Genomic DNA, 16,408 nt, shown 5'->3' on the forward strand with positions numbered 1-16,408 from the left:
CATGATGCGCCGACTTGCCTCCCTGTCCTGCCTTGTCCTGCTGCTGAGTGCCTGCGGCCTGAGTCCGCAGGTGGTCAATGTGGCGCCGTCGCCCCAGGCAGACAGCGGCACTAATGGCCGCAACGCGCCGGTACGGGTGGAAGTGCACGATGAACGGCCACAGCAACACGTTGGCAGCCGCGGCGGCGTTTACCCCGACACCAGCCTGATCCGGCCTGCCAATAACGTCGCCAAGGCGCTCTACGATGCGGTAACACGCAGCCTGCAGAGCATGGGTTACAACGCCCTCAATCCGGGCGACGCAGCCACAGAGCTGCAACTGCGGCTGACTGAGCTGAGCTACGTGCCGGCCGAAGGCGCGGTGGTCAACAAGGTGGTCATCACCGCCAAACTGGAAGCCACTGCCCGCCGCGGCAGCGCCGAGCACATCGGTCGCTACCAGAGTTCCGTGACCCACGAAACGCCGCTCACTCCCAGCGCCTCGCGCAACGAACAAATGATCAACGACGTGCTTGAGCGCACGCTTAACCGACTGTTGGTAGACCCGAAAATGCGCGCCTTCTTGGCTGGCAATGACCGCCCCTGAGACCTGCCCTGACCACCACCTGGTGATCCATTACTGCCGCCAGTGCAACTGGATGCTGCGCGCCAGCTGGATGGCGCAGGAGCTGCTCCATACTTTCGACGACAGCTTGGCACAAGTCAGCTTGGCACCCGGCACCGGCGGCGTGTTCATCATCACGCTGAACGGCGAGGTGCTGTGGGACCGCCGCGAAAACGGCGGTTTTCCACAAGCGGCAGAGTTAAAACGGCGGGTACGCGACCGCATCGCACCGAATCGCGCGCTCGGCCACGTGGATGACACGCCTCAGGCGCAGCGCTGACTGAGGCGCTCGCGCAGTCCGGGCAGCCAGGGCGGCAATTGCCCGGTCGGATAGGGTTGCGGCTCGCCCTGCCCCCACACCGGCCCCGGCCAGCAGGCGTCATCCTGGCGCCGAGCAATCACATGGATGTGCAGCTGCGGCACCAAGTTGCCCAATGCACCGATATTGATCTTGTCGGCGCCGGTGAGCCCTTTCAGATAGAGCCCGCAACGGTTGGCCATATCCAGCAACGCGTGCTGGGATTCGATCGGCAATTCATACCATTCCGTGACGCCGTGCTGCTTGGGCACCACAATCACCCAGGGAAAGCGCTGGTCATCCATCCAACGCAGCCACATGTCCGACGTTTCGCCAATGGCGTGGGTGTCGGCCTCCAGACGGGGATGCAGAAGCGCTGCTGTCACCCAAGAACCTCCTTGCTGCGGCACCGGCCAAGCCGGCATCTGTGTGAAGCTTACCCGACCCGGTAATCCGAGGGGCTGCGGCCGGTCCAGCGACGGAACGCCCGCGCGAAGTTCGATGCATCGGAATAGCCCAGCATCAGGGCAATATCGTCCACCGTGCTGTCGGTTTGCGTCAGATGCTCCACCGCCAATCCCTTGCGCAAGTCATCGAGAATGCGCTGATAGCTGGTGCCCAACTGCTGCAATTTACGCTTCAGCGTACGTGACGACATATGCAGCTCTGACGCCACTTCTTCCACGCTCGGAAAGCGGCGCGGATGGGTCAGCACAATGCGCCGCACCCGCCCCAGCACCCCCGGCGGCGCCTTGATGGCCGCCAGTTCGCGCTCACATTGGGCTGCAGCCATACGTGCCAGACGCGGATCAGCAAACCGCAGACGCTCGCGCAAGCGTGCCGCCGGGAATCGCATCTGGTGATAAGCGCAGTCGAACAGGCAGGGCACCGGGACTATCGGTCGCAGCTTAGCAAAGTAGTTCGGCTCGGCATAAGCGAATCGCAGCTCGCCATCATCGATGACCAGATCCGGCAGCGCCTTGGCAGACATGAAGTGGAAGCTGCTGAACAGGCTCTCCACCACGAACGGGGCGAGATCGTTCAGCGAGATCATCTCATCCAGCTGAAGCACCGCGGTGTCACCCTCGTACAGCAATTGCAGATCAAGGATGGTGGAACGCGTGCTGAAATACTTCACCGCCAGCTCAATCGCCTCGCCCAACGTCTCGCTGCTGAGCGCGGCGTAACCGAGGAAGCCATGGGTGGACATGGTCATGGCGGCGCCGAACTCCCAGCCCAGCCACTCATCGCCGGTCAGGTCGATGGCACGCCGCACCAAGCTTTCAAACCGTTCCGCCGACACCCGTGCCGTCGGTTCACGCCAAGCCGACGCTGGCAGCCCCATACCGGTCAGCAGATCCGACGACGGAATACCGCGGCGCTCCAGCACGTCAATCAACAGCGGCACATACTCCGCCGACACCGAATACTCATCGGGATTCATTTTTAGAATAGTCATCAAGCGCCTTCCTCATTCACCCGGGCACTTCACGCAACAGCGGGCCAACCATGGCCCAAAATGACCGAATGCAGCACCTTAGCGTTCTGCTCGATGCGCTGCAAGCCTCCCCCCGACCCGGGTGGGGTGAAGCACGGCATCACGCATCATCATCAGCGGCACCAGCGCCGTCATTGGCCGCAGAGGACGCACGCTGGGCATGCAGCGCGGGCGCCAAGATTTGTCACTTTATAGCGGCGGAGGCCGGCAACAGCGGCCCGAAGAAGAAGGGTTGTCTCGGTGAATCAAGGGATTGGAAACTGGCACGGTTCTGGCTTTGTCTCCTTAAACATGGGAGACCCCAGATGGCCAAAGTCATCCGAATCGAACAGGCGGCGCCGGAACAGGCTTTGGAGCACCTGCGCCGCCTGACCGGGCTGGCGTTCAGCAGCTTCCCGGAATCACTGGTGAATCCAGCGCCACCCACCGCCGCAATCACTGCGGAGCCACAGGCGCCAGCGCCGGTCACCGCCTGCGTCAGTAAACGCTGATCAATTTTTCCTGCCGCACCGCCGGTTGCCCGGCCGGCTGCACATAGAGTTCCTCGACGCTGTATTGCAGCGCCGGGTCATCCCACACCAGCACCGCCTGCATCGCCGTCGGCCGACCGTGCAACCGCGCCGATACCATGCTCGATAAGAGCACCGTCCCGGCACCACTCACGGTGGCACTATCCACCACCAGCTGCTGCACACCCTGCTCGTCGGTATAGCGCAGCAGCAGTCGCACGCTGCCGCGTCCAGCACTGATCCGCACCCATGCGGCCACATTGTATTGCGCATCCCAGCTGCGCCCACGGGCAGCCTGGCCGGCCCCCCACAGATGCTCCGGTACGCTGGCAATCTGTTTTTCTGTCATGCGTCCCTCCAATCCCGATGGGCCAGTGTAGCGGCCTGCCCGGGCGCGCTCTGTGGCCGGCTCGAGGGCCATGGGTTGACCGGCATCACACCGCGGCCGCGCGTTAGTCGGCCCGCTGTACGATTGTCGAACAGGCAATCCGGTCCAGTCTGCTAACCACCCCTATGCTGCGCGGCGTCATCGGGGAGCTCTCCCCGAATCCCCCGCAACCCTTGCACAGGTAGGATGATCATGGGTGAGTTGAACGAACAAGCAACCCAACTGGACAGCATCATGGCACGCGCCAAGGACCTCAACCGCAAGCTGGTACTGGCCGGCCGTGGCGCCGTGGTGAAAGCCGAAGCCGCTGGCACTGATCTGTACGATCGTTACGCCGAACGCGGCGCCGAGCTGGCCGGCGACACCGCCGAGCAGACCAACAAGACGCTGCTAGCCGGCCGCGGTCTGCTGGACGCCGCCCGCGAACTGGCCGCCAACGCGCCGGCCAAGCGTGCTGCCTTGCTGGAGCGCTTGGTAGACGCCGGTCGCGAGCAGCGTGGCGAGAAAGCCGACACCGATTCCGACTACGTACTGGCGGCCTTCGGTGCCGTGGCGACGCTGCGCAGCGAAACCCCGAAACTGTTCGAAACTCTGGTCAGCGCCGGCGAACAGCGCGCCTGATCAACTAGGCGCCAACGCCGACGCCGCCAAGGCCTGCTGGCCTTGGCGGCGTTTGTTTTGGCCCTGGTAGGCATTGACAGACCCGCCCTCGATCACCCAGATTCATGGCCTTCCCGACGGGCCCGGCAGCACACGCCGTCACTGAATCCACGGAGTCGGCAGTGGCGAAAGACGACAAAGCTTCGTTCCGCACCACCACCACAGCAGGTCGCCTGTTACGGCTGACTGGCATGACCACATCCATCGCCGGCCGCGTTGCTTCCCATTCGGTGAAGGGGCTGTTCCAGTCTGATGCCTCGCGCGAACGCGATCGCGAGAAACTGCTGCGCACCATCGGCACCGACATCGCCCAAACGCTGGGCGAAATGAAAGGCGCGGTGATGAAGGTCGGCCAGATCGCCTCGCAAATGCAGGACCTCCTGCCACCGGAAGTATCTGAAGCGCTGCAGACACTGCAGAAAGCCTCGCCACCGATGCCCTATTCAGTGATTCGCGGCCAAGTGCGCCGTGAATTGGGCGCCGATCCAGACACCCTGTTTGCCAGTTTCAGTCATACGCCGTTTGCCGCCGCCTCCATTGGGCAGGTCCATCGCGCCGTCACCCATGACGGCAGCGAGGTGGTGGTGAAGGTGCAGTACCCCGCAGTGAAGGAATCGATCCATTCCGACCTGCGCCAACTGCGGCGTCTGTTGCGCCTCGGCGGACTGCTGAAAGTCGATGAACGCACGCTGGACGCAATCTTCGAGGAAATCCGCCAGCAACTGGAGGAAGAACTCGATTACCGCCAAGAAGCCCGGCACTTGACTGAGTTTCGCGCCTTCCACGCCGACCAGCCGTGGCTGGTGATTCCCACCGTGCATGAGGGCCTTAGCAGCGACCGCGTGCTGACGCTCAGCTTCGAGCCTGGCGACGACCTCGACCAGATCCAAAACCACCCGGACTACACACCAGAGCTGCGCAACCTGCTCGGCACGCGCCTGTTTGAGACCATCGGCCGGCAGATGTTCGAGCTGCGAGCGGTGCACTGCGACCCGCACCCCGGCAACTTTGCCTTCCGCGCTGACGGCAGTCTGGTGATGTATGACTTCGGCGCCATCAAACGCATCGACGTGGAAGACCTGCTGGCCATGCGGCGGCTGACCGAATGTGCTTACCGCGACGACATCGCCGGGCTGGAGGACTGCCTGCGCGGCCTCGGCGTGCGCAAATCCGGCGGCCCCGACATCCCCGATAGTTTCTACCGGCGCTGGATTAGCGCACTGCTGCCGCCGTTCGACAGCGCCGCGTTCGATTTTGCCGGTTCGATGCTGCATGTGCGGGTGGCAGAGCTGACCCGACAAACGCCCTGGAGCTATCTGGAGTCGTTCCAGCCCTCGGCGCGGCTGCTGCTGGTGAATCGGGTGCTCGGCGGCCACTACTGGACCATGGTGCGGCTCGGCGTCGTGGCCGGTTTCCGCCCCCAAGTGGAGGCGCTGTTTGCGTCACTTGATCGCTAACCACCGCCGCACCGCCGGTCCGCGGCGGTTGTGTCCGGCCCGGCGCCCGTTACCATGCACAGGGCCGTGACCGTTTGAGAATCAAGGAATGAGACCAACCGCCGCCGCAACCGGCGCTCTGCGCACTGTACTGCTACTGATGTTGTGCCTGCTCTGCGGCAGCGCTTTAGCCAGTGGCCCGACGCCGACCCAGCTGGCCGATACACCGCTGCCGCGCCAGCAACTGTCTGGCCCATTATGGTGGCTCAACAGCCCCACACCGTTAGACGCCGAGCAGGCGCTGAGACGTTTGCAGGACGGTTACGGCCGTATCCTCGATGCCACCTTCCCGGCGCTCGGCTTCCGCTCCAACACGCAGTGGTTCCTGCTACAGCTGGAACAGACCGGCGCCCAGCACGAATGGGTACTGCAGTTGGGCCGCCCTTATCTTGATCACGTGCGCCTGTATCGAGTGGAACAAGATCAACCCATTTTGCTGCACACGCTTGGGGGTGCCGAGCCGTTCCACGAGCGGCCTTTGGCTGATCGCAGTCTGAGCGTACCGCTGACACTGGCCCCCGGTCAGCACAGCTTCCTGCTAGCGGTAAAAACCGATACCGCCATCGACCTGCCAATCCGGTTGCTGACCCAGTCCGAGTTCGCACGCCAGCAATCCCGCGACGGTCTGCGCCTTGGCCTGTTCTACGGCGCCATGCTGATCATGGTGCTGTTCAATCTGTTCCTGTTCATGTCCAGCGGCGACCGCAGTTACCTCTACTATGTGGCACACTTGGCCAGCGTCGGCCTCAACCTGTTGACCCGCGACGGCCTTGCCTACCAGTACCTGTGGCCGGATGCGCCGCACTGGAACCACTACAGTCTGGTGCTGCTGAACGCGGTGGCGGTGAGTTCGTCGATTCTGTTCACCTCGCACTTCCTTGGCCTGTCCAAGGACCGCCCCGCTATTCACCGCCATGTGCTGCTAGCCGCCGGACTGGTGCTAATGGTGAGTTTCGCCGCACCGTTGGATTACAGCCTGGCACTGCGACTGAGCGCTCTGGTGGTGGTGATTTGGGTGCTGGCTGCCAACATATTGGCGATCCGGGAATGGCGGCTGGGGCAGCGCTCGGCAGGCTATTTCTTCAGCGCGTTCTTCGTGCTCGGGCTGTGCTCCACCCTGTACGTGCTCAAAGGCTTCGGCGTGCTGCCGGTGAGCACCTGGCTGGAAAGCGCTATGCAGTTCGGGCTGGCGTTACAGGCGCTGCTGCTGTCGTTCGCGCTGGCCGACCGCATGAACACGCTGACGCTGCGCAGCAATCGTGCCCAGCAGGCCGCCAACAGCGAGCTAGAAGAGCGGGTGCGCGAACGCACCCAGGCACTCAACACCGCGCTCGATGCCCGCAACCAGTTTCTGGCGGTGATGGGCCATGAAATCCGCACACCACTGAACGGCATCATCGGCACCCTCGACTTGCTGCGCGACACCCCGCTGACCAGCGATCAGGCCCGGCATTTGGGCATCATTGAGCAGTCCGGCCACAACCTGCTGACGCTGATCGACGACGTGCTCGATTACTCACGGTTGGAGGCCGGCAAAATGCCGATTCAGAGCGCCACTGTGGATCTGGCGACGCTGACCGAGGAATGCGTGCAGCTGTTCCAGTCCCGCGCCGCCCGCGACGGCAATCGCATCAGTCATTACCTGGCGCCGTCAGCGCTGCAGCCGGTGCTGGGTGACCCACTGCGGCTAAGGCAAGTATTGGTGAACCTACTCAGCAACGCAGTGAAGTTCACTGATCACGGCGAAATCTGGGTGCGCTGGTACCGTGATGAGCGGCGCCCGGAATTCATGGTGTGTGAGGTGGAGGATACCGGCATCGGCATTCCCCGCGAGCAACTGACCGAACTGTTCGAGCAGTTCCGCCAGGTCGACGGCTCCAGTTCGCGCCGGCATGGGGGCACCGGTTTGGGTCTGGCAATCTGCCGCCAAATCGTGGAAGCCATGGGTGGCGACATCAGCGTTGATTCAATTCCTCAGCGCGGCTCCTGCTTCACCTTCCGCGTACCGCTGCCGATTTCCCAAGCGATCAACCCCGTCGCTGACGATGAGCGCCCAGCCGGGGTGCGCAGCGCACGACTGCTGGTGGTGGACGACAACCCGATTAACCTGATGGTGGCAGAAGGGCTGTGTCGCAAATTGGGCCACGAGGTGGAAAGCGCCGACAGCGGCATGGCTGCCATCGATCGGCTGATGTCCAGCCGCTGGCCATTCGAAGTGATTCTGCTGGACTGTGAGATGCCTGGCCTGGACGGCTACGCCACCGCGCGGCGCATCATCGGTCTGCAGCAGCAGGGACTGGTGGCGCCGGCGCCGATCATTGCCCTCAGCGCCCATGCGCTGCCGGAAAAAGTCGCCGCCTGTTTTGACGCCGGCATGGTCGGCCACATCGACAAGCCGGTGACGCTGGCCAAGCTCGAGCAAGGGCTGCGCGCGGTACTAGCGCCGCCGCGGGCGCTGGCGGCCACCGCTCAGTCCAATTCGCGCAGTAACTGATCGACGAACAGCTCCAGCTGTTGCAGCGTGCGGCATGACACCGCCATGCGGCAGTAGGGTCGGTAGGCAGGCATTTCCGAGTCGCCACTGCCCCAGCGGTTGCGCGCCTCGGGGTTCAGCCACAGCACCCGGGCACTGCGTTCGGCAATGCGCGCCAGCCACTGCTGCCCGGCCGGCAAACCGTTGTTGCGGGCATCACCGAGGATGATCACCGTGGCATGGGGGTCCAATGCCGCTTGATGCTGCTGCCAGAATTGCTCCAGCATGCTGGCGTAATCGGTGCCACTGCCGGCGAAATCATCCAACACCCGCGCCACCGCCTGGCTAGCACTCAGTTGGCCATCATTGAAGTAATGCGTCACTTCCCCGGAGCGAGCAGCGAACGCGAACGAGCGCACCGCCGGCAACACGTCGTTGAGCGCGTAGAGGAACATCAGCAAGAACCGGCTGGCGGTGGCCACCGACGAGGACACGTCGCAAATCACCCATACCTTGGGCCGCCGGCGCGGACGCGCGCGCCATACCAGCTTCATCGGAATGCCATCGGTATGCATGCTGGCCTGCACCGTGCGGCGCACGTCCAGTTCGCCGCGTTTAGCGCGCCGCTTGCGGCGGCCATGCCGAGCCGCCAGCTTGCGCGCCATGCGTTGGATCAGCCGCTCCACATCTCGGAATTCATGCAGGTGGCGCAGATCAGTGGTGCGCATCGCCCATTCGCGCAGGCGCTCGCCTTCCTCACGACCCTGCAATGCAAACGCCTGCTCCACCTCCGCCAGCGCCCGCCGCTGCAAGGCGGTACGTGCCGCGCGCAGCGCAGCCGCGCGCGGGTGCCCAGCCCGCTCCCACGTCAGCAGCTGCTCATCGACCTGTTCGATGCCCATCGCCACCAACATGCGCCGCGCGAACAGACCTTTCTGGGTAATCACCCGGATCTGCCACAGCCCAGCCTCGGCGGCAGCACGCGCCAGTGCGGCGCTGAGAGCCGGCTGGTCATCGGCGAGCAGCGCCGCCACTAGTTCGCCGCCTTCGCCCTGGCCTTGCCCCTCGCCTTGGCTGCCCTGTCCGCCCTGACCACCACCGCCCTGCCCGGACTGGCCTGGTGCGAACGCCTGGTCGGCGGCGGCCGGCGGCGGGGCTGGCAATGGCACCGCAGCAACCTCCATCAGCGGTGGCCGGAAATACTGGTCGAAGGTGGTGAAGAACTGCTGCTTGGCGGCGTCATCCTTGGCGAGACATTGCGCCCAGGCGCTGCGCAGCGCGGGGCGCGAGTCATAGCCCAATTGCAACAGCGCCCGCAGGCCGTCTTCTGCTTCCGCCGGCGACACTGCCACACCGGCGCCACGTAGCGCCTTGATGAAAGCGGTGTAATTGTGCAGCGGCATCAGGCGCTCAGCAGGCGGTGCAGTTGATCGCGCACCAGCGCCACATCTTCCTCATGCTTGAGCAGCACCCGCAACGTGGCCGTCACCAGCGCCGGGTCAAGGCTGTCCGCATGCAGCACCAACAGCGCGCGAGCCCAATCCAGCGTCTCGGATACCGCGGGGCGCTTTTTCAGATCCAGTTCACGCAGTTTGGCGACGAAGCCCGCCAGTTGACTGGCCAGCTCAGCATCCAACTGCGGCAAGCGGGCGCGCAGGATGCGCTGCTCGAGCTTCAGATCTGGAAACGGAATGAACAGATGCAGACAGCGACGCTTGAGCGCGTCGGACAGCTCGCGGGAGTTGTTACTGGTGAGCACCACCAGCGGCGGCTGCTGGGCACGCACGGTACCAAGCTCAGGAATGGTCACTTGGTAATCAGACAGCAGTTCCAGCAAGAACGCTTCGAACTCGGCATCGGCCTTATCGATCTCGTCGATTAGCAGCACTGCGCGCTGCGGCGATTGCAGCGCCGCCAGCAGCGGTCGGGCCTGGAGGAAGTCCGCCGAATAAAACAGCTCACCGGGGCCCTGCAGGGCAGCCAGACTGTCTTCCACGCTGGCGGCGCTATCCAGCAGCGACGCTAACTTTTCCTTCAGCAATTGGGTGTAGAGCAGTTGCTTGCTGTATTTCCACTCGTACAGCGCTCGCGATTCGTCCAGCCCCTCGTAGCACTGCAGCCGGATCAGCGGCGCAGCCAGCACCGCGGCAGCGGTTTTCGCCAGCTCAGTCTTGCCGACGCCGGGGGGGCCTTCCACCAGGATGGGTTTGTCCAGATGCTGGGCGAGGAACACCGACATGGCGATGTCGTCGGTGCCGATGTAGCCCTCGGCAGCGAACGCCGCCAGCACATCGGCCGGGGAAGCAGGAAGCGGATTCATCGGAACTGGTCACTCCGTTGCGGGATGCGGCGAGTGTAAAGCAACCGCGTCGCGCCAGCCTTGATCACTGTGCCCAACTGGGTCAGTGCAAGGTCACCTCATCGCCGAACATGACCGGGGAGCAGGGCACCTCGTTGTCATCGATATCACCGTCAATGTCGCGGACATCGAAACGCACCGAGGTGACATCGCCGGCAATCAGATCCGGGATGGCATCCAAGAAGGCGTCCAAGTGATCGGACTCGAAGTGCGTCTCCAGCGCCGTTACCGAGCGCCACTGCTGCCACACCACAATCACGTCAGCGTGGTCGATCGGCAGGTAGACCTCGTAGGACAGGCATCCGTCCTCAGCCCGCGCTGCGTCGGCCAGCGCACGCACCAGCGCCACGGCCTGCTCGCGGCACTGGGCTTTGATGGGGAACTCGCCTTTCACAATGATCATCAGCGTTTCATACCCTGACAGCGGTTTGAAGCGCGCAAGTATAGCACAACCGGCCGGCGCCCGCGGCGGCGGGCACCGGCGGCCACTCAACCTTTGAAGGTGACGTTGGCGCTCAGCGGCTCACGGCCAACGCGGGTGCGGTTGGCCGCCACCTGCTGGTCTTCAAAGCCGAAACTGATGCCGCACAGGATCGCTTCGCTGTCCGGCAGGCCGAACTCTTCACGCACCTGATCCGGGTAGTAACGCAGTGCCCCCTGCGCGCAGGAGCCGACGCCGTAGGCCGTCATCGCCAGCATCAGCGTCTGGATATACATGCCCACGTCCAGCGCCACGGTGACGCCGAAATGGCGTTCCATGCCGATGAACGCCACATGCGGGGCGTCGAACAGTTCAAAGTTGCGCAGCGCCGCTTTGGCGCGACCGATCTTGTCACCGCGATCAATGCCCATGTTGCCGTACAGCTCCACCGCACAATCCACTTGGCGCTGGCGATAAACCCCTTCGAAGTTGGGCAGATGATCGAAATCCGGGTTGATCATGACGCCTTGGGACGCCTTCTCCACCATGCGCTCGCGCAGTGCGTCACGGGTGGCGCCGGAGGCGACATACACTTTCCACGGCTGAATGTTGCAGTTGCTGGGCGCCTGCTGGGCCAAGCGGAAGATGGCGTCCAGGGTATCGGCCGGCACCGGGTCAGCACGGTAGCCGCGCACGGAACGGCGGTTCAGGATGGCCTGTTCCAGACTCATGTCTGCTGCGGTCATGGAAACTCCTCAGGGCAGATGGTGATAAGGGGATTGCATCGCGGCGGACACTATAGAACCAATCAGTCACCAACTCGACCACGCAAACGGGACCAAGGTGCTCCGCCGGCGTTATAGTGGCCACTGCAGGCGCTCGCAATGACCCTGCATGCCGGCCCTGGTCCCGCGCTCACCGTGCCGGCGGCACTGACACAACATAAAGCGGAGAAAGGAATCCATGAACTATTTGGTCACCGGTGCCACCGGTTTCATTGGCCGTTTTCTGATCGCTCGCCTGCTGCGCCGCCCCGGCGCCCGGGTCTTTGCAGTGGTCCGCCCCGGCTCCGATTACAAAATTGATGCTCTGCGCCGGCGTTTAGGGGTCGATGCCGACCAGCTGGTGAGCATCTCCGGCGACCTCAACCGCAAGCTGCTCGGTGTCAGCCGCCGCGATCTCACCGATCTCACCGGCCATGTGGACCACGTGTTCCACTTGGCGGCGATCTACGATCTGGCGGCCGGCTCGGAACAGCAGCAACAGGCCAACGTCGAGGGCACCCGCGAGGCCCTGCGGCTGGCCGCCACTCTGCAAGCCGGCTGTTTCCATCACATGAGTTCGATCGCTGCCGGCGGTCTCTACCGCGGCGAATTCGGCGAGGACATGTTTGGCGAGGCCGGCGAGCTGGATGATCCCTACTTCCGCACCAAGCACGATTCTGAACGACTGGTGCGCGAACAGACCGACGTGCCGTGGCGCATCTATCGGCCATCGATGGTGGTCGGTGACTCCAGCACCGGCGAAATGGATAAGGTCGACGGACCCTACTTCCTGTTCAAGATTATCCAGCGCCTGCACGACTGGCTGCCGCCCTGGGTGCCGCTGATCGGCTTGGAAGGCGGTTACTACAACTTGGTGCCGGTGGACTTCGTCGCCGATGCGGTGGATCACATTGCCCACCAACCGGACCGTGATGGTCAGTGCTTCCACCTCACCGACAGCCGCCACTACCGGCTCGGTGAACTGATGAACCTGATCGCAGCGGTGGCCGATGCGCCGAAATTCGCGCTGCGGGTGGATGCCACGGCGATCGACCACGTGCCGATGCTGGGCAAGGTCGGTGCCGGCCTTGGCCGCATTACCCCCAGCAAGTTCATGCTCAGCCAAGTGCTGGAACGGCTCGACATGCCGGAAGCGGTGATGAAGTTCATGAACTTCCCCACCACCTACAGCAACCAGCGCACCCGCGACGCGCTGGCCGATTCCGACATCCAAGTGCCAGAACTGGAGAGCTACGCGCAGCTGCTGTGGGACTACTGGAGCAACCACCTCGACCCGGAGCGCGACGAGCGTGAGGACCCGCACCGAGTGTGGCCATCACTGGAGCAGAAAGTGGCCGGCAAAGTGGTGCTGATCACCGGCGCCACCTCCGGCATCGGCAAGGCCAGCGCCCTGAAACTGGCGCGCGCCGGCGCGCGCGTGCTGGTGGTAGCGCGCAGTGCCGACAAGCTCAGTGAAACCCTGGACGAGATCAAAAAGCTGGGTGGTACCGCCCACGCTTACAGCTGCGATGTCACCGACATGGAGGCCTGCGACCGGCTGGCGGCACAGGTGCTGGCGGAACATGGCGGAGTCGATGTGCTGGTCAACAACGCGGGCCGCTCAATCCGCCGCTCGGTGGCCAATAGTGTCGACCGCTTCCATGACTTCGAGCGCACCATGCAGCTCAACTACTTTGGCGCGCTGCGGCTGATCATGGCGCTACTGCCAAGCATGCTGGAGCGCGAAGGCGGCCATGTGATCAACATTTCCTCGATCGGCGTGCTCACCAACGCCCCGCGCTTCTCCGCCTACGTGGCGTCGAAAGCGGCACTGGATGCATTCAGTCGCTGCGCGGCCTCAGAGCTGGCCCACCAGGGCATCCGCTTCACCACCATCAACATGCCGCTGGTGCGCACGCCAATGATCGCGCCGACCAAGATCTACAACCATGTGCCCACCATCAGTCCGTCGCAGGCCGCGGACATGATCTGCGAAGCGGTGGTGAAGCAACCGAAGCGGGTGGCCACGCAGCTGGGCATCCTCGGCTCGGTGGCGCACTTCCTGACGCCGCGTATTACCGAAACCATCATGAACACTGGCTACAAGTTGTTCTCCGACTCGGCCGCCGCGTTGGGCGAGCAAGCCCCTTCACCGGAGCGCCGCCGCCGTGAGCAACGCGCGTTCTCGCGGCTGTTCAAGGGCATCCACTGGTAACCTGGCGGTGACCGACCCACCCTGCCGCACTTGCGGCAGGGTGGAGCCCCTGCCACCATCGCCCCACCCTTTCACCGGCGCTGCTGACCACTGCGACGCCGTTTGCCGCAGCATCGAGGACCTCCATACGTGAGTCAGTCCGGCCACCGCCGTCCCAGTCTCTGGCGCCGTCTCGGCACCCGCGCCCGTGCCTGGCTGCCAGACTATCTGCCGGTGGCGTGGAAGATGGCGTTGGTGTTCTCGGCACTGCTGCTCGGCGGCATGGGGGTGCTCGGCACCTGGCTGCTGAACAACCAGCTCAACGACATGCTCAATCAGAGCCAGCGCTACGGGCAGGTGATCGCCACCCAGCTCGCCTACGGCGTTAAAGAACCTCTGCTGGCGGCGGATGATTTCACCCTCAAGGTGTTACTCAACAACCTCAACAGCAGCGGCGACACGCTCGGCGCAGCGCTGTACGACCGCCACTTCAAACTCAAAGAGCGGGTCGGGCTGCTGCCCACCGACATCAACCCCGCCCAGCACGGCGACGCGCTGCAGTGGCACTACAACGACACCCCGCTGACCACCTATTTCGCCACCATCTCTGTGGAGGGCCATGTGGCCGGTTATGCAGCGGTGTCGCTGTCGCGCGCCGGCATCGTGGCGGCCCAACGCGATGCGCGGCGGGCGATGGTGATGGCCACCGCGCTGATGGGTTTGATCACGGTGCTGATGTCGGTGCTGCTCAGCTGGCGCATCGTCAAACCACTGCGGGCATTAGTGGCGGCCACCTCCGCCATGCGCGCCGGCAAGCTCGATGTGCACCTGCACAATCAGAGCAACGATGAAATCGGCCAACTGATTTCTGCCTACAACAGCATGGCGCGCGGGCTGCTGGAAAAAAGCCAAGTGGAGCGAGTGTTATCACGCTTCGTCAGCCCCCGGGTAGCGGCGCAGATGATGGCGGATCTCGGCGAGGTCCAGCTCGGCGGCCGCGAGGTGGTGGCCACGGCGCTGTTTGCCGACATCGCCGGCTTCACCCGGCTATCGGAACGCTTGGCACCGGAAGCGGTGGCGGAAATGCTCAACTGTTATTTCAATGCCATCAGCTGCGCAGCAGATTTCTACAAGGGCACCATCGACAAGTACATGGGCGACTGCGCCATGCTGGTGTTCGGGGTGCCGGAAGCCGACGAGGAGCACCAGTACCATGCACTGTGCTGCGCGGTGATGATTCAGCGGCTGATCACCTTGATCAACGTCGAACGCCAGAAGCGAGGACTGGTCACGGCGCGCTTCCGTATTGGCCTCAACTGTGGCCCGATGTTGGCCGGCAACCTCGGCTCTCAGGAACGCATGCAGTACACCGTGGTCGGCGATGCGGTAAATCTCGCCTCGCGCCTGTGCAGCATGGCCGAAGCCGGCGAGATCATCGTGCCGGATGCCCTGGTGCAGGACACCAATGTTGCCTCGCGCACCCGCTGCAGCCTTGCCGGCTCGGTGCCAGTGCGCGGCAAGAGCACGGCGGTGGTCACCCACCGTGTGGACGGTGTGCACGGCAGCAGCGAAAACCAGATGACCCAGCGCATCACCCAATTCTTTCTCGAGCAGGGCCCTCCGCCACCGGCGCAGCGGCCCCCCTTGCGCAGCGTGTAAACCAAGGAGTTTCAATGCGGCGTATCACCCTGTCTGCACTGGCCATGGCGGCCATGCTGTCCGCGGCCGGCTGCCAGGTGCTCACCGCCGACGGCCGCGCCACACGCGCGTTCGAGCGCGCCGAAGCCAGCGGCGACCTGGTGCAAGCCCACGACCTGGCCAGCCGCCGTCGCGACCAGAGCGCGCTGTGGCTGGAACGCGACGCCAGCGTCGAACAACGCATCTCACAGCTGGAGCGGAACGCGCTGCAGGCCGCCGCGGACGCCGCAGCGCTCAATAACTGGCACCAAGCGCTCGACAGCCTCGACCAAGCGCTGCAGCAGTGGCCAAGCAGCAACCGTCTGAAAGCCGAGCGCGCACGGTTGGCGCAACAGGAGCGGGAACGGCTCGATCCGGTGCGCAGCCGCGTTTACATCGCCGAAGCGGAGTGGTTTGCCCAGCAGGACAGCCGACTGCGCGAACTGGCGCTGGCCTCCGACCCCACCACTCGCTCGGAAGTGGCGGCCCTGCTCGCGCGTCAAACTTATGTGGTCGAACGACTGCTGGCACTGGGCGATGAGTTTGCTGGACTGGGCCAGTGGTTGGCCGCGCGCAATGCACTGCAAGCCGCTGCCCGGCTCGATCACAGCCTGGAGCGCCACCCCTTGCTGGAGCAGGCCCGCCAGCGGTTACAGCAGGCGCAGCAATCCAGTCAGCGCCAGCGCGGCCAGGCCTTGGTGGAGCAAGCCCGCTCACGCATTGCCCGCTTCCAGAACAGCCAAGACGTGGCCGACTGGGTCGCGGCCAAGCAATTTATCCGCGACGCCAACGCTGGCGAACTGCTGAGCGCCGAAGCCGACACCCTGCGCATGCTTGGACAAACCCGCTTCGACCGCGATCTAGCCACTGGTGATGCGCTCTATGCCCGCGGCGAATACCAACGCGCCTACCACATCTGGCTCGGCATCCAGCCGCTCAACGCGGAGCACGAGGGGCTGCAGAACCGTTTGACGCGCACCCGCCAAGTGCTCGACTCCTTACAGGAGTTGCGCAACCAGCGTTGACAGACTCTGCCCATGAAAAAGCCCGCATTAAGCGGGCTTTTT

Annotated in this window: 16 protein-coding genes; 9 read left to right on the forward strand and 7 right to left on the reverse strand. The window is 64.0% G+C overall.

The window, feature by feature from the left end; translation table 11 throughout:
- The first annotated feature begins 1 nt into the window (after position 1).
- The gene (locus AB5I84_RS13245) at positions 2-586 is read left to right on the forward strand and encodes a YajG family lipoprotein (RefSeq protein ID WP_369456395.1); all 585 of its coding nucleotides are present in this window, start codon (positions 2-4) and stop codon (positions 584-586) included.
- Entirely contained in the window at positions 573-884 is a 312-nt protein-coding gene (locus AB5I84_RS13250) for an Rdx family protein (RefSeq protein WP_369456396.1), read from the forward strand. Before AB5I84_RS13245 ends, AB5I84_RS13250 begins: the two co-directional genes overlap by 14 nt.
- Here the strand turns inward: AB5I84_RS13250 and AB5I84_RS13255 are convergent.
- Complete coding sequence (locus AB5I84_RS13255) at positions 869-1,288, reverse strand: HIT family protein (RefSeq protein ID WP_369456397.1); 420 nt, start codon at positions 1,286-1,288, stop codon at positions 869-871. The genes AB5I84_RS13250 and AB5I84_RS13255 overlap by 16 nt on opposite strands.
- A 50-nt stretch (positions 1,289-1,338) precedes the next feature.
- On the reverse strand, positions 1,339-2,361 hold the full coding sequence (locus tag AB5I84_RS13260; protein WP_369456398.1) for an AraC family transcriptional regulator: 1,023 nt from the start codon (positions 2,359-2,361) through the stop codon (positions 1,339-1,341).
- Positions 2,362-2,705: 344 nt separating this feature from the next.
- Between AB5I84_RS13260 and AB5I84_RS13265 the strand changes: the two genes are divergently transcribed.
- Positions 2,706-2,891 (forward strand): hypothetical protein, encoded by a 186-nt coding sequence (locus tag AB5I84_RS13265; protein WP_369456399.1) that lies wholly within the window; start codon positions 2,706-2,708, stop codon positions 2,889-2,891.
- Here AB5I84_RS13265 and AB5I84_RS13270 read toward each other — a convergent pair.
- Positions 2,878-3,258: a hypothetical protein gene (locus AB5I84_RS13270; RefSeq protein WP_369456400.1), complete on the reverse strand. Its 381-nt coding sequence runs from the start codon at positions 3,256-3,258 to the stop codon at positions 2,878-2,880. The two genes, AB5I84_RS13265 and AB5I84_RS13270, sit on opposite strands and share 14 nt — an antisense overlap.
- A 231-nt stretch (positions 3,259-3,489) precedes the next feature.
- Between AB5I84_RS13270 and AB5I84_RS13275 the strand changes: the two genes are divergently transcribed.
- The 3 genes from AB5I84_RS13275 (at position 3,490) to AB5I84_RS13285 (ending at position 7,947) form a co-directional block, all read left to right on the forward strand.
- Complete coding sequence (locus AB5I84_RS13275) at positions 3,490-3,918, forward strand: hypothetical protein (protein ID WP_369456401.1); 429 nt, start codon at positions 3,490-3,492, stop codon at positions 3,916-3,918.
- 161 nt (positions 3,919-4,079) lie between these two features.
- Positions 4,080-5,414, forward strand: a complete 1,335-nt coding sequence (locus AB5I84_RS13280; RefSeq protein WP_369456402.1) for an ABC1 kinase family protein — start codon at positions 4,080-4,082, stop codon at positions 5,412-5,414.
- A gap of 88 nt (positions 5,415-5,502) precedes the next feature.
- Entirely contained in the window at positions 5,503-7,947 is a 2,445-nt protein-coding gene (locus AB5I84_RS13285; protein ID WP_369456403.1) for a 7TM diverse intracellular signaling domain-containing protein, read from the forward strand.
- On the opposite strand, the gene AB5I84_RS13290 is transcribed toward AB5I84_RS13285, so the two are convergent.
- The 4 genes from AB5I84_RS13290 to AB5I84_RS13305 form a co-directional block, all read right to left on the reverse strand.
- Positions 7,923-9,329 carry a VWA domain-containing protein gene (locus AB5I84_RS13290; protein ID WP_369456404.1) on the reverse strand — a complete coding sequence of 469 codons (1,407 nt, stop codon included), beginning with the start codon at positions 9,327-9,329 and terminating at the stop codon, positions 7,923-7,925. The genes AB5I84_RS13285 and AB5I84_RS13290 overlap by 25 nt on opposite strands.
- Positions 9,329-10,246, reverse strand: a complete 918-nt coding sequence (locus AB5I84_RS13295) for an AAA family ATPase (protein ID WP_369456405.1) — start codon at positions 10,244-10,246, stop codon at positions 9,329-9,331. The genes AB5I84_RS13290 and AB5I84_RS13295 overlap by 1 nt, the downstream gene beginning before the upstream one ends.
- 82 nt (positions 10,247-10,328) lie before the next feature.
- A complete protein-coding gene (locus AB5I84_RS13300; RefSeq protein ID WP_369456406.1) occupies positions 10,329-10,688 on the reverse strand; it encodes a putative quinol monooxygenase in 360 nt (119 codons plus the stop codon).
- Positions 10,689-10,774: 86 nt separating this feature from the next.
- Positions 10,775-11,452, reverse strand: a complete 678-nt coding sequence (locus AB5I84_RS13305; RefSeq protein WP_369456407.1) for a nitroreductase — start codon at positions 11,450-11,452, stop codon at positions 10,775-10,777.
- Between the two features lie 217 nt (positions 11,453-11,669).
- On the opposite strand from AB5I84_RS13305, the gene AB5I84_RS13310 reads away from it, so the two are divergent.
- The 3 genes from AB5I84_RS13310 to AB5I84_RS13320 all read left to right on the forward strand — a co-directional run bounded on the left by AB5I84_RS13310 (position 11,670) and on the right by AB5I84_RS13320 (position 16,366).
- Positions 11,670-13,685 carry an SDR family oxidoreductase gene (locus tag AB5I84_RS13310; protein ID WP_369456408.1) on the forward strand — a complete coding sequence of 672 codons (2,016 nt, stop codon included), beginning with the start codon at positions 11,670-11,672 and terminating at the stop codon, positions 13,683-13,685.
- Between the two features lie 129 nt (positions 13,686-13,814).
- The gene (locus AB5I84_RS13315; protein ID WP_369456409.1) at positions 13,815-15,323 is read left to right on the forward strand and encodes an adenylate/guanylate cyclase domain-containing protein; all 1,509 of its coding nucleotides are present in this window, start codon (positions 13,815-13,817) and stop codon (positions 15,321-15,323) included.
- A gap of 14 nt (positions 15,324-15,337) precedes the next feature.
- Positions 15,338-16,366 (forward strand): hypothetical protein, encoded by a 1,029-nt coding sequence (locus tag AB5I84_RS13320; RefSeq protein ID WP_369456410.1) that lies wholly within the window; start codon positions 15,338-15,340, stop codon positions 16,364-16,366.
- Positions 16,367-16,408 lie beyond the last annotated feature (42 nt).

It is taken from the genome of Alcanivorax sp. REN37 (genome assembly GCF_041102775.1).
Lineage (GTDB): Bacteria > Pseudomonadota > Gammaproteobacteria > Pseudomonadales > Alcanivoracaceae > Isoalcanivorax > Isoalcanivorax beigongshangi.

Coding starts and splice junctions, on each gene's coding strand:
- AB5I84_RS13245 (WP_369456395.1), top strand. CDS start 2: ATGATGCGCCGACTTGCCTCCCTGTCCTGCCTTGTCCTGCTGCTGAGT.
- AB5I84_RS13250 (WP_369456396.1), top strand. CDS start 573: ATGACCGCCCCTGAGACCTGCCCTGACCACCACCTGGTGATCCATTAC.
- AB5I84_RS13260 (WP_369456398.1), bottom strand. CDS start 2,361: ATGACTATTCTAAAAATGAATCCCGATGAGTATTCGGTGTCGGCGGAG.
- AB5I84_RS13265 (WP_369456399.1), top strand. CDS start 2,706: ATGGCCAAAGTCATCCGAATCGAACAGGCGGCGCCGGAACAGGCTTTG.
- AB5I84_RS13270 (WP_369456400.1), bottom strand. CDS start 3,258: ATGACAGAAAAACAGATTGCCAGCGTACCGGAGCATCTGTGGGGGGCC.
- AB5I84_RS13275 (WP_369456401.1), top strand. CDS start 3,490: ATGGGTGAGTTGAACGAACAAGCAACCCAACTGGACAGCATCATGGCA.
- AB5I84_RS13285 (WP_369456403.1), top strand. CDS start 5,503: ATGAGACCAACCGCCGCCGCAACCGGCGCTCTGCGCACTGTACTGCTA.
- AB5I84_RS13290 (WP_369456404.1), bottom strand. CDS start 9,329: ATGCCGCTGCACAATTACACCGCTTTCATCAAGGCGCTACGTGGCGCC.
- AB5I84_RS13295 (WP_369456405.1), bottom strand. CDS start 10,246: ATGAATCCGCTTCCTGCTTCCCCGGCCGATGTGCTGGCGGCGTTCGCT.
- AB5I84_RS13300 (WP_369456406.1), bottom strand. CDS start 10,688: ATGATCATTGTGAAAGGCGAGTTCCCCATCAAAGCCCAGTGCCGCGAG.
- AB5I84_RS13305 (WP_369456407.1), bottom strand. CDS start 11,452: ATGACCGCAGCAGACATGAGTCTGGAACAGGCCATCCTGAACCGCCGT.
- AB5I84_RS13310 (WP_369456408.1), top strand. CDS start 11,670: ATGAACTATTTGGTCACCGGTGCCACCGGTTTCATTGGCCGTTTTCTG.
- AB5I84_RS13320 (WP_369456410.1), top strand. CDS start 15,338: ATGCGGCGTATCACCCTGTCTGCACTGGCCATGGCGGCCATGCTGTCC.